Source organism: Geobacillus thermoleovorans (genome assembly GCF_001610955.1).
Classification (GTDB): Bacteria; Bacillota; Bacilli; order Bacillales; family Anoxybacillaceae; genus Geobacillus; species Geobacillus thermoleovorans.
This window is the reverse complement of the sequence record NZ_CP014335.1, coordinates 1,730,902-1,743,835: the sequence shown is the minus strand read 5'-3', so window position 1 is coordinate 1,743,835 and position 12,934 is coordinate 1,730,902. Positions and strand designations below refer to the sequence as shown.

10 protein-coding genes and 1 pseudogene are annotated in these 12,934 nt (G+C 54.8%); 7 read left to right on the top strand and 4 right to left on the bottom strand.

Annotated elements, in window-relative coordinates:
- Nucleotides 1-4: 4 nt before the first annotated feature.
- The 5 genes and pseudogenes from GT3570_RS08745 to GT3570_RS08725 all read left to right on the top strand — a co-directional run bounded on the left by GT3570_RS08745 (nt 5) and on the right by GT3570_RS08725 (nt 4,693).
- Nucleotides 5-2,371 (top strand): immune inhibitor A domain-containing protein, encoded by a 2,367-nt coding sequence (locus tag GT3570_RS08745; RefSeq protein WP_062898638.1) that lies wholly within the window; start codon nt 5-7, stop codon nt 2,369-2,371.
- 159 nt (nt 2,372-2,530) lie between these two features.
- The gene (locus tag GT3570_RS08740) at nt 2,531-2,776 is read left to right on the top strand and encodes a hypothetical protein (protein ID WP_062898637.1); all 246 of its coding nucleotides are present in this window, start codon (nt 2,531-2,533) and stop codon (nt 2,774-2,776) included.
- Nucleotides 2,777-2,984: 208 nt separating this feature from the next.
- Nucleotides 2,985-3,779, top strand: a complete 795-nt coding sequence (locus GT3570_RS08735) for a uroporphyrinogen-III synthase (protein ID WP_062898636.1) — start codon at nt 2,985-2,987, stop codon at nt 3,777-3,779.
- A 171-nt stretch (nt 3,780-3,950) separates the two neighbouring features.
- A pseudogene (locus tag GT3570_RS08730) lies at nt 3,951-4,052 on the top strand (pyruvate synthase alpha chain); the annotation flags it as partial.
- A 113-nt stretch (nt 4,053-4,165) separates the two neighbouring features.
- The gene (locus GT3570_RS08725) at nt 4,166-4,693 is read left to right on the top strand and encodes a hemerythrin domain-containing protein (RefSeq protein ID WP_020278823.1); all 528 of its coding nucleotides are present in this window, start codon (nt 4,166-4,168) and stop codon (nt 4,691-4,693) included.
- A 219-nt stretch (nt 4,694-4,912) separates the two neighbouring features.
- On the opposite strand, the gene narI is transcribed toward GT3570_RS08725, so the two are convergent.
- The 4 genes from narI to GT3570_RS08705 are packed head-to-tail and all read right to left on the bottom strand — an operon-like array spanning nt 4,913 to nt 11,368.
- Nucleotides 4,913-5,617: a respiratory nitrate reductase subunit gamma gene (narI, locus tag GT3570_RS08720; RefSeq protein ID WP_023634577.1), complete on the bottom strand. Its 705-nt coding sequence runs from the start codon at nt 5,615-5,617 to the stop codon at nt 4,913-4,915.
- A complete protein-coding gene (gene narJ, locus GT3570_RS08715) occupies nt 5,593-6,168 on the bottom strand; it encodes a nitrate reductase molybdenum cofactor assembly chaperone (RefSeq protein WP_014195921.1) in 576 nt (191 codons plus the stop codon). Before narJ ends, narI begins: the two co-directional genes overlap by 25 nt.
- A gap of 54 nt (nt 6,169-6,222) precedes the next feature.
- Entirely contained in the window at nt 6,223-7,692 is a 1,470-nt protein-coding gene (narH, locus tag GT3570_RS08710) for a nitrate reductase subunit beta (protein WP_062898634.1), read from the bottom strand.
- Nucleotides 7,682-11,368 carry a nitrate reductase subunit alpha gene (locus GT3570_RS08705; RefSeq protein WP_062898633.1) on the bottom strand — a complete coding sequence of 1,229 codons (3,687 nt, stop codon included), beginning with the start codon at nt 11,366-11,368 and terminating at the stop codon, nt 7,682-7,684. The genes narH and GT3570_RS08705 overlap by 11 nt, the downstream gene beginning before the upstream one ends.
- Nucleotides 11,369-11,539: 171 nt before the next feature.
- Here GT3570_RS08705 and GT3570_RS08700 point away from each other — a divergent pair, with 171 nt between their 5' ends.
- Nucleotides 11,540-12,043: a metal-dependent hydrolase gene (locus GT3570_RS08700; protein WP_011231316.1), complete on the top strand. Its 504-nt coding sequence runs from the start codon at nt 11,540-11,542 to the stop codon at nt 12,041-12,043.
- Nucleotides 12,044-12,129: 86 nt separating this feature from the next.
- Complete coding sequence (locus GT3570_RS08695; RefSeq protein WP_014195917.1) at nt 12,130-12,882, top strand: alpha/beta hydrolase; 753 nt, start codon at nt 12,130-12,132, stop codon at nt 12,880-12,882.
- Nucleotides 12,883-12,934: the final 52 nt, after the last annotated feature.

The window sequence follows — 12,934 nt, the reverse complement described above, 5'->3', positions numbered from 1 at the left end:
ATTTTTGAAAAAACGGTCGATTCCATCACTTGTTGCGGCGCTGTCGCTCGGCATCGGGCTGTGGGCATCTCCGGCGGAAGCGCCGAAAGCGGCTAACGCCCCCGGCATTCCAGCTGTGAAGCAAGGGGGACCGGTCGATTTTGCGATTGCCAATGAGGAAAAGCTGGCGGAAATGTTGAAACGGAGCGGAAAGCTTCGCGCTGATGCGACTCCTGCTGAGGTGGAACAAGCAGTGCGCGACTATTTGCGGCAAAAGGCGATTCATATGCCGCGGGGAAAAGGAGAATTATACGATAAAGAGGCAAAGCGCGCCGAGGCGATGCAGGACGGACAGCAGACAAATGGCGTGCTGAACGGGAAAGGGAAAAAGCTCGGACAATCGAAAACGGCTTCCGTGCCATCCGTCAAGCCGGAGCCATGGAACGGCGGCAAGCGGGTCGACCGTGTACTCGTTTTGCTCATCGAGTATCCGGACTTTCCGCATAACAACATTCAGCCAACTGAAACGGATATGTATTATAAAGATTATACACGCGAACATTATGAAGATATGATTTTCGGCGGCGATGACGGCTATTACGATGGACCGAATGGCGAGAAGCTTATCTCAGTAAAAAAATATTATGAAGAGCAATCAGGCGGCAGCTATTCCATTGAAGGAAAAGTGGCAGGCTGGTATCAGGCGAAGTATCCGGCTAAATACTATGGCGGAAATGTACCGGCGCCGGATGGCAATGACGTCAATCCACGGGCGCTTGTGCGCGAAGCGCTGGCGGCAGCCGCCCAGGATCCGACCATTGATTTGCGTGAGTTTGACCAAGAGGATCGCTACGATTTAGACGGCGACGGCAATTATCGCGAACCGGACGGTTTGATTGACCATTTAATGATCATTCACTCCAGCGTCGGAGAAGAATCGGGCGGCGGTTCGCTCGGCGGCGATGCCATTTGGTCGCACCGCTGGAATTTAGGATCGGTGTACCGCATTCCGAATACGACGACGGATGTGCCGTATTGGCGCGGCCAACTGGCGGCTTACGATTATACGATTGAGCCGGCTGACGGGGCGGCAGGAGTGTTTGCTCACGAATACGGCCACGATTTAGGGCTGCCGGATGAATACGATACGATTTACTCCGGTCTGGGCGAGCCAGTTGCCTATTGGTCGATTATGTCAAGCGGAAGTTGGGCGGGACGCATTCCGGGCACCGAGCCGACCGGCTTCAGCGCCTGGGCGAAACAGTTTTTGCAGTCGACCATGCCCGGCAGCAACTGGCTGAGCGGAACGACCGTTGAGTGGAACGAAGTAACGCCAAACGGTGTTGAAGTCGTGCTCGATGAAGCGAACACGAAAGGGACGAACAACGATGCCGTGCGCATCAACTTGCCGGACAAAGAAACGGTCATCACGACCCCGCCAAGCGGTGCGTATGCCTATTTCTCCGGCAGTGGAAACAACTTAGATCATACGATGTCAACGACGATCGATTTGACGAGAGCGTCCAAGGCGACGCTGGCATTTGATACATGGTATGCGATTGAGAAAGACTGGGATTATGGGGCGGTAGAAGTAAAACCGCATGGCAGCAACGAATGGACAACAATTCAAGGAAACATTACGACGACCGACAATCCGTACGGGCAAAACCCGGGCAACGGCATTACCGGTACGTCAAACGGCTGGGTGAAGGCGGAATTTGACTTGTCGGCCTATGCAGGACAAACGATTGACCTTCGCTTCCATTACATCACCGATGTGGCGGTGTCGGAAGCTGGCTGGTATGTTGACAACATTCAAGTGACGGCAGATGGAACAATCGCGCTCACAGACGATGCAGAGGGCGACAGCGCTTTCGCGTTGGACGGTTTTGCGAAAAGCGACGGCATCGCGCGCTCGAAGCATTATTATTTGCTTGAATGGCGCAACCACCGCGGCGTCGATGAAGGGCTCGCCCATATTTTGCGCGGCGACCGGCTTCTTTCGTACGATCCAGGGCTTGTCGTCTGGTATGTGGATGAAGGCTATGACAACAACTGGACGGGCGTCCATCCGGGCGAAGGGTTTCTTGGCGTTGTGGATGCCGACCAGCATACGTTAAAATGGTCGGGCAATACGACAGCGTCGACTCGCTATCAAGTGCACGATGCGGCGTTCAGCCTGCAAAAAGGAGCCCCATTCCGCGTGGCAATCAATGGCTCACAGCTGATCGACAACGATACATCGCCGACGCCGGTGTTTGACGACAGCCGGTCGTATGACAATAAAGGGGCCGTCGACGCCGGCCGGAACGTGCCCAACTATGGCCTAAAAATCCGCGTCATCGGTGAAAGCGTTGACCGCACGGCAGCGCGTGTGTTGATCCACCGCTGACCACCTCCAAAGGCGCACGGAACATTTCCGTGCGCTGAACATTTATCGACACGGTTTGTCATCCCTTCGTCGAATTTGTTGATTTTTCTTTCCCCCTTTTTTCCGCTTTTTCCGTTTATAATCATAAGTAGGATCGGATGAGAAGGGGGAACAATCAGAATGGAATGGTATGAACAGCTGTCGGCGTGGATTGCCGAGAAGCAGCCGGTGCGTGTAAAAACCTATCAAGGGGAAGCGGTCGTGCTGCCGGTCAAGCTGTATCAGGACACGCGCAAACTGTTTGTTTACAACCGGCAAATGCGTCTAATGGACATTCCGTTGGACCGGATCATTTCCGTCGAGCCGACGCGCATCATCGGTTCCTTTGACCGTCGGGGAGAAGAGGCCATGGTACATACTCGTTGAACGGAGGGCACGCGTCTTTGGGCGCGTGTTTTTTGATGGTGGTCGGCTGTTTCTGCCTGCGGTCTGTTCTGTTGCGCTGGGCGCTATACCCAATGAAGGCGGCATTCGCGTTGCGATGTGCCAGGGAGCGGAATGGTTTTTGTTGCATAGGCAAAGACCATCTTTTAGAATGGAAAGGACGAACGACTGACCATAAGGGGGAAGGGACATGCATGGCAAACGGATTGCCTTGTGCGCGTCACGCAAACTGGACGAAATGACAACGCTTATTGAAAAGCAAGGAGGAACGGCCATCATTCGTCCAGCGCAAGGGACCGTCTTTTCAAAGGGAAGCGAACTGGGAGAGGAAATGCGAACCGTCATCGCCATGCGGCCGGACTGGATCGTATTTACGACGGGAATCGGCTTTGAGGCGCTGTTGGAAGCGGCCGACCGGGAGGGAATGGCTGCCCAATGGCATCGAACGATCAAGGAAGCGAACGTGGCTGCCCGCGGCTATAAAACGGTGACGGCGTTGAAACAAATCGGCGTCACCCCGGTGGCCGCAAGCGAGGACGGGACGACGAAAGGGTTGATTGCTGCTCTTTATGGGCACGACTTTGCGGAAAAAAACGTTGTTGTACAGCTGTACGGCGATACCGCGCCAGCCTTGAAGCAGTTTTTTCTTGAACAAGGCGCTTTGTATACGGAATTGTTGCCATACCGGCATATCGCTCCGGATGAGGAGACACTGGCGACATTGTATAAAGAAATCGTCGGGCGCAAAGTGGATGCCGTCTGTTTTACATCGGCGATGCAAGTCCGTTTTTTCTTTTCGTTTGCCCGTGAAAAAAAGGAGATCGAACCGCTGCTTGAGGCGTTTCGCACTGATGTCGTCGCCTGCGCCGTTGGCAAAGTGACAAAAGAAGCATTGGAAGAAGAGGGAGTCGATCGCGTCATCGCCCCGGAACATGAGCGGATGGGAGCGATGATTGTGACGCTTGCCCGTTATTTTCAACAATAAGCCCTGTTGAGGGTTGTTTTATATCAATTGTCCAACCTGCTATATAAGAGATCATCTTTTTGTTAAATGTTTTATATTATGTGTTTCATCAAAAATGCTAAACTGTTTATTTTTTGTCACAGTTTTTCGAACATTTTCCGCTTATAATAAAACTGGGGATGTATTTTTCATATGAAAGGGCGGGGCGAGCATGAAACGAAGCTCATTCCAGCAGATGGCGAGCACGGTTCGGCGGGGATTTGCTACGGCGCGTCGCTCATGGGGGCGAGCGTGCTGTTTTTTTTTTGCGCTTGCCTGTCGGCGGTGTGATATGACTCACAACGATGGAGATGCTGCACACAGTATAATGGAAACAACGGACGGATCATAAAAAGGAGGAATTGATGATGCATTCATTTTGCCATATGGGCGGCCCTGAAGGGGTGAAATTATGCGCCGGTCTGGCGCAATTAAAACAAGAACACGGCCCGCTGCGCGCCCAAATGGAGCAGCTGCTTGCCGCAGCGGAGGCGATCGGCCGCGGGGAAAATGACCGCAACTGGCGTGAGCCGCTCGCTGATTTGAGAGAAAAAGTTGAATCGTTCGTCGCCGCCCTAGATCCGCATTCGGAGCGGGAAGAAGGCGTATTGTTCCCAATGATGGCTCGGTACATCGGGCGGACGACCGGCCCTATCGCCGTTATGGAATACGAACACGAACAGGCGAAAACGCGCCTTTCCATGTTTTTAGAAAAGACCGCCCAGCTGCCGGAGAACATCGACAGCAGGCAGGCGTTGACGCTTGCCGGCGCGGTGATTGAGGCGTATCATATTTTGGATGAGCACTTCATGAAAGAGGAGAACGTGCTCTTCCCGATGGCCGAGCGGTTGTTGTCCGATGCGGAGAAAGAGGAGCTGTTTGCGCGCATTAACTAAGTAACAAATGGAAAACAGGATGCCCCAAACGACGGGCATCCTGTTTTTTATTATTGGTTCATTTGTTGGCAGGTTGTTATGCATGATCGTTAGGGTATGCGGAAGCGCACGTTGTTTCGTTCCCGCCGCCGTTAAAGTTGACAGGCCGGCTGTTAGGCAATCGGTTTGCCCCCTCCGCCTGTTCAGTTTAGGGTTCCTGATGTGACGCCCGCCGCTCGCTTACTTGGCGCGGTTGACCGGCTCTGCTTGTTTTGGCATTCGCTTTCGATAGACGACGTAGCTGCGCTGCAAGTAGCGGAGCGGGAAGCTGAATACGTGAACGAGACGGGTGAACGGCCAGACGGCGAACAAACCGAATGCAGCGAGAATATGAATCTGAAACCAAAGCGGCACCGCTTCCATATAAGCTGGGTTCGGACGGAACGTAAGAAGGCCGCGAAACCACGGGCCGATTGTCGTCCGGTAATCAAACCCGTGCGAATCGATGTTCAGAAACGTCGACGACAACCCGCTGGCGATCACGACAAGCAAAAATCCGAGCGCGACCCAGTCGCCGGTGCTGCTTGTCGTCCGTACGCGCTTGACCGTCAAGCGGCGGCGAAAAAGGATCACGAAACCAACGAAGGCCGCCAAGCCGGCCGGAATGCCGCCTGCCAAGGCGAGGGCGTGGTACATCTCTTCTGTCACGCCAAGCGCCTCGTAAAACGGCTCGGGAATGAGAATGCCCATCACGTGGCCGACAAACACGAACAAAATGCCCCAGTGAAAGAGAAGGCTTCCAAGGCGCAACTGCCGTTTTTCGAGCAGTTCGCTTGATTTGGATGTCCAGCCAAACTGGTCGCGCTGGTAGCGCCAAATATGGCCGGCGACAAATAGGACAAGCGCCAAATACGGAACAATCACCCAGAGAAATTGGCTGGCCATGCCGTTGCACCTCCTTTCGGGAGCGGCGTCACGCCGAGTTGAGTGAATGTGTGATTGAGCGCGTCAAACAGCTGTGCATACGGGCTGCCTGCCGCTGCCAGCCGGTCGCCGATTTCGCGGATATGGCCGGCATAATCGGCGAGCAAGGCGGTCGTATGCTCTTGATCTGCATAGGCCATCCATTCAAGCATGAGCGGCAAGTAGTCGGGCAGCTCGTGATCGGAGACGGCGAATCCGGCCGCCTCGTAGCGCGCTTTTAAGGCGACGAGTTCGATTCCGCGCTCCCGCTGCTCGCCGTTTGTCATATACGTCAAGTACAAATTCGTTTTTTTGCCGAAATCAAATGTTTCGACATATTGCTCCATCCGCTCTCGAGCCGGGGTGACCGCGAGCTGTTCGGCCACTGCCAAAAGCGGCGCACGGACGGTTTCATCGTCAAGCGAGCGGATGGCGTCTAGGCAGTCAGGAAGCGATTCGGCCCACTGTTCGTCCGGGTAAGACAACAAATACGATACACATAGAAAGACCGTTTGTTGTTGTTCGCTGTTCATCGTAAATCCTCCATTTCATTGTTGAAGGGGGCGGGGCTCGCCTTCTTTCTCCTTTTACAGCGTGCCGCAAGCGCCCGGGCCGCCGGCGAACGCCAGCCCGCAGCTGCCTTGTTCCGCGTACAAGTCAGCGATTTCTTCGCGGTGCGATGCTGGAATGACGAAGCGGTCTTCGTATTTGGCAATCGCGAGCAAACGGTACATCTCTTCAATGTCTTCACGGCTTAAGCCGAGCGATTCAATGAGGCGGATGTCCGGCTGTTTGTTCGTTTGTTTCGCCCGCATGTATGAGCGCATGGCCGCCATTTTTTTCAATGTCGTGCGGATGTGCGCCGTATCGCCCGCCGTCAGCAAATTCGCCAAATATTCGATCGGAATGCGCATTTCATCAATGGCCGGGAAGATGTCATCGGCGCTCGCTTGGCTTCCTTTTCCTTCGATCGTATTCATGATCGGGCTCAGCGGCGGAATGTACCATACCATTGGCAGCGTCCGGTATTCCGGATGCAGCGGCAAAGCGATTTTCCAGTCGACGATCATTTTGTAAATCGGCGAGCGCTGTGCGGCGGCGATCCATTCGTCCGGGATGCCCGCTTCTTTCGCTTCGGCGATGACAGTCGGATCGTTCGGATCAAGGAAAATGTCCAGTTGAGCGTGATATAGCTGTTTCTCATCGGCGACGCTCGCCGCTTCTTTCACTTGATCCGCATCATACAGCATGACGCCGATGTAGCGAATGCGGCCGACGCACGTTTCCGAACAAATCGTCGGCATGCCGGCTTCGATGCGCGGGAAGCAGAGCGTGCATTTTTCCGCTTTGTTCGTTTGCCAGTTGAAATACACTTTTTTGTACGGGCAGCTTGTGACGCAATACCGCCAAGCGCGGCAGGCGTTTTGGTCGACGAGGACGATGCCGTCCTCGTCGCGTTTGTACATGGCGCCTGACGGGCAGCTCGATACGCATGACGGATTGAGGCAATGCTCGCAAATGCGCGGCAAGTACATCATAAAGACGTTCTCAAATTCCGCTTGGATCGCCTGCTCCATTTTGACAACGTTCGGATCACGCAAACCGGTGATATGGACGCCGGCCAGATCGTCTTCCCAGTTCGGCCCCCATGACAGCTCCATCCATTCGCCGGTGATGCTTGATTTCGGCCGCGCCACTGGCTGGTATTGTTTTAGCGGGCTGTTCGTCAACGTTTCATAGTCGTAATTCCACGGTTCGTAGTAATCGTCGATCGTAGGCTGGTACGGATTGTAGAACAAGTTGACGAGCCGCATCGCTTTCGAGCCGGATTTGAGCCGCAGTTCGCCGTTTTTCAACTCCCAGCCGCCTCTATACTTCTCTTGGTTTTCCCATTGTTTCGGATAGCCGATTCCGGGTTTCGTTTCAACGTTGTTAAAGTACATGTATTCAGCGCCGGGGCGGTTCGTCCATGTGTTTTTGCACGTGACGCTGCACGTATGGCAGCCGATGCATTTGTCCAAATTCATCACCATGCCGACTTGCGCTTTAATCTTCAAGCCAATCAACCTCCTCGAGTTTGCGGATGACGACGTACAGGTCGCGTTGGTTGCCCGTCGGTCCGTAATAGTTGAATCCGTAGCTTAACTGTGCATATCCGCCGATCATATGCGTCGGCTTTACGTGGATGCGCGTCGGGCTGTTGTGCGTGCCGCCGCGGTTGTTTGTCAGCTTCGTGCCCGGCACGTTAATATGGCGGTCTTGCGCGTGGTGCATAAACGCCATGCCGCGCGGCAGCCGGTGGGAGACGACGGCGCGGGCGACGACGACGCCGTTTTCGTTGAAACATTCGATCCAGTCGTTGTCGTTGATGCCGGCTTCGGCCGCATCATCTTTGTTCATCCACACGGTCGGCCCGCCGCGGAAAAGCGTCAACATCGGCAAGGAGTCGAAATACATGCTGTGGATCGACCATTTGTTATGCGGCGTCAAATAGTTCAAGATGACTTCCTTTCCGTTTTCTTTCGGGCGTTTGTTTGAAAACGGACGGTGCGGCAACACCGGCTTGAACGTCGCCATCGTTTCGCCAAACTCGTGCATCAGTTCATGATCGATGTAAAACGACTGCCGGCCGGTCAACGTCCGCCACGGGATGAGCCGTTCGACGTTCGTCGTAAACGGCGAGTAGCGCCGCCCGCCTTTTTCCGAGCCGCTGAACGCCGGCGAGGTGATGACCGTTTTCGGCTGGGCGGTGATTTGTTCAAACGTAAAGCATTCTTCCTCGCGTTCTTTCGCTAAATCGGCCAATTTCAAATCCGTCTTTTTCTCAAGCGCCTCCCACGCTTTCACCGCCATTTTGCCGTTTGTAGTTGATGACAGCGTCAAAATCGCTTCAGCCGCTTTTTTCGCTTCGCTGATATCCGGGCAGCCGTCGGCGATGGAAGCGCGCCGGACAGTGCCGAGCCGGCGTTTCAACTGTTCATACTCGTCTTTCGCTGACCAGGCAATCCCTTTTGTGCCGATCGGCTGGCGGGCGACATTTGGACCTAAGGCGGTCATTTGGTCGTAAAGAAGGGTATAGTCGCGTTCAATGACGTGAATGTTCGGCATCGTTTTGCCCGGAATCGGTTCAGTTTCGCCTTTGCTCCAGTCTTTCACTTCACCGAACGGCTGCGCCAGCTCTTGCGCCGTATCGTGCAACAGCGGAGTGGCGACGACTTCTTTCATCGGCTTTAAGCCGGCTTGTTTGGCGACATCAGATACGGCTTTCGCGAGTGATTTGAAAATATCCCAGTCCGAGCGCGCTTCCCAGAGCGGAGGCACGGCTGGATTGAACGGATGGACGAACGGATGCATATCCGTGCTGCTTAAGTCATGTTTTTCATACCATGTCGCTGCCGGCAGGACGACATCGGAGTAGAGCGCTGTGCCGGCCATGCGGAAGTCCAAGTTGACAAGCAGATCGAGCTTGCCTTCCGGCGCTTCATCGCGCCAGCGGATTTCTTCCGGGCGCAGGCTGTCGCGGTCATCGTTTAACAAGCCGTTCGTCGTGCCAAGCAAATGTTTTAAGAAGTATTCGTGCCCTTTGCCGGAGCTTGAGATTAAGTTGGCGCGCCAGACGATCAAGTTGCGCGGAAAATTCGCCTCGTTGTCCGGATCTTCGATCGCAAACTGCAATTCTTTCTTTTTCAGCTGTTTCGCGACGTAGGCGCCGATCTCTTCCGGCGTGCGGGCTCCATGGCTTACTGCTTCGTTATACAGCTCGATGCCGTTTTTGTTAAACGTCGGGTACGACGGCAGCCAGCCAAGCCGCGCGGCCAAGACGTTGTAATCGCCAGGGTGTGAATAGCGCGCTTTTTTGGCCAGCGGTGAGATGAGCTCATCGACCGGCCGCTCTTCATAGCGCCATTGGTCGGTCGCAAAGTAAAAGAATGACGTGCCGTTTTGCAATTTCGCTGGTCCGACCCAGTCGCGGGCGGTGGCGATTGTCTGCCATCCTTCCACCGGCCGCAGCTTTTCCTGCCCGACGTAATGGGCCCAACCGCCGCCATTCACCCCTTGGGCGCCGACGAACAAGACAAGGTTCAAGACGGCGCGGTAAATCGTATCGGAGTTGAACCAATGGTTGATCCCGGCGCCGACGATGATCATCGACCGGCCGTTTGTGTCGATCGCGTTGTCGGCAAACTCACGGGCGATTTTCACGACGAGTTCGCGGTCGACGCCGGTGATCGCTTCTTGCCATGCTGGCGTGAATGGCACCTCGTCATCGTACGAGCGGGCGACTGTGCCGCCGATGCCGCGGTCAATGCCGTAGTTGGCCAAAATCAAATCATAGACGGTCGTGACGTAAACGTCTCCTGTTACGGTTTGCACTTTTTTCACTGGAACCGCGCGTTCGATCGTTTTTCCGCCCTCAGCGGTGAAATATGGAAGCTGGATCGAGATGACTTCATCTTCGCTCCCTAAAAACGACAGGCGTGGCTCAAGCGGCTGTTCTGTTTCCTCATCAACAAGACGCAAGTTCCATTTTCCTTTGTCTTCCCAGCGAGCGCCGATCGTTCCATTCGGCACGACAAACGAGTCGGTGTTTTCATCATAGATGACCGGCTTCCATTCGGCATTGTTCGTTTGTTTGCCAAGGTCTTTCGCCAACAAGAAGCGGCCGGCCGTCCATGCGCCGCCGTTTTGTTTTAAGGTGACGACAAACGGAAAATCGGTGTACGTTTTGGCATATCGTTCAAAATATGGAACGGTCCGTTTGACGTAATATTCGTTTAAAATAACATGCCCCATCGCCATCGCCAAGGCGCCGTCCGTCCCTTGCTTCACCGACAGCCAGTCGTCGGCGAATTTTGTCGACTCGGCGTAATCTGGGCTGACGGAGACGACTTTCGTGCCGCGGTAGCGCACTTCGGCTAAAAAGTGAGCGTCCGGAGTCCGGGTGAGCGGGACGTTCGAGCCCCAGGTGATGATGTAGCCGGCGTTGTACCAGTCGCTTGACTCCGGCACGTCCGTTTGGTCGCCCCAAATTTGCGGCGACGCCGGCGGCAAGTCGGCGTACCAATCATAGAAGCTTAACATCGGCCCGCCCATTAGCTGCATGAAGCGCGATCCGGCGGCATGGCTGACCATCGACATCGCCGGAATCGGCGAGAAGCCGATGTTGCGGTCCGGTCCGTATTTCACAACCGTATACAATAAGGAAGCGGCGACAAGCGTCAACGCTTCGTCCCAGCTGACGCGCACGAATCCGCCCTTCCCGCGCGCCTGTTTGTAGCGCTTCGCTTTTTCGCGGTCTTCAACGATGCTTTTCCACGCCTCAAGCGGGTTGTTTGGATGATGGGAGAGCGCCTCGCGCCACATGTCAAGCAAGATGCCGCGGACATACGGGTATTTGACGCGCAGCGGGCTGTACATATACCATGAGAAGCTCGCGCCGCGCGGGCAGCCGCGCGGTTCAAAGTCCGGCATATCCGGCCCGGTCGACGGATAGTTGAGCTGCTGTCCTTCCCAGGTGACGATGCCGTTTTTGACGTAAATGTTCCAGCTGCACGACCCCGTGCAGTTGACGCCATGGGTCGAGCGGACGACTTTGTCGTGCTGCCAGCGGCGACGGTACGCATCTTCCCAGGCGCGGTCGCCGTAGGTTGTTTCGCTATGGCCGTCGGCTTGGCGCTCGATCGGCCGAATATATTTGAAACGGTTGGTGAGCGGAGATCGTTTTCGTTTCATTTGCTTCACTCCTTATTAGCGTTGTGTACTTTTAACTATAGCCATGATGTCAATAACGCGATGTTAACTTTGTCACACTTGGCATCATTGTCACAAATCCGTCAAAGAAACGAACAAATATTCTTTTCTGTGGTATAATGGGGAAAACGATAAAAGTTTGAGGGGATTTCGTTGCGATACTCCAGCCATGTCATTGCCACATTATGCCTCGGCGCGGCGGCGGCCGCGCATACAAAGCTGCCGTTTACCGCCGCCTATACGGCGGGGCTTGTCATCGGCAGCCTTCTTCCTGACATTGACGAGCCGTCGTCATACGTCGGCCGCCGTTCGTTCGGCGTCGCGGGGAAAGTAAAAGAAGCGTTCGGCCATCGCGGCATGACGCATTCGCTCATCGTCTGGGGGGTGCTTGCCGCCCTCGTCTGGCGCGACTCGGCGTCGCCGTTTACCGCTGGGCTCGTGCTCGGCTACTTGTTTCATATTGTGGAAGACTTTTTTTCTGTTCAAGGGGTGCCGCTGTTTTGGCCGTTTTCGTCCAAGCGGTGGAAAGTGCCGCTCTATCGGACGGGAAAAGGGATGGAGAAAGCATTGGTTGGCATCGCTTGGATCGCATTCGTCTATTTTGGCGTCAACGGCTTGTTTCACGAATGGTGGCGGTCATGGTTGTCGATGTGGTAACGGCGTCCGATCAAAAAAGGAAAAAAGAGGTGCGGCGGCGAATATAGTGAGAGGAACGGATTTGACTAGATAAGGGGGAGAGGAAGATGAGCGAACAATATCCGGTGCTCTCGGGCGCCGAGCCGTTTTACGCCGAAAACGGGCCGGTCGGGGTGCTGCTCGTGCACGGATTCACCGGCACGCCCCACAGCATGCGCCCGCTCGCTGAAGCGTATGCGAAAGCCGGCTATACCGTTTGCCTGCCGCGCTTAAAAGGGCACGGAACGCATTACGAAGACATGGAACGGACGACGTTCCACGATTGGGTCGCCTCGGTCGAAGAAGGATATGGATGGCTGAAACAACGATGCCAAACCATTTTTGTCACCGGGCTGTCGATGGGCGGGACGCTCACGCTTTATTTGGCGGAACATCACCCAGACATCTGCGGCATCGTGCCGATTAACGCCGCTGTCGACATCCCGGCCATCGCCGCCGGGATGACGGGCGGGGGCGAGCTGCCGAGGTATCTGGATTCGATCGGTTCGGACTTGAAAAATCCGGATGTGAAAGAGCTGGCATACGAGAAAACGCCGACCGCTTCGCTTCTTCAGCTGGCTAGGCTGATGGCACAGACAAAAGCGAAACTCGATCGCATCGTCTGTCCGGCGTTGATTTTTGTCTCCGACGAAGATCACGTCGTGCCGCCGGGAAACGCCGACATCATCTTTCAAGGCATTTCATCGACGGAGAAAGAGATCGTCCGCCTCCGAAACAGCTACCATGTGGCGACGCTCGATTACGATCAACCGATGATTATTGAACGGTCTCTCGAATTTTTCGCCAAGCACGCCGGATAAAACGAATCGGTATATGGCTGATCCTGTTCAAAGGAGAGGCCATTTTTTGTTT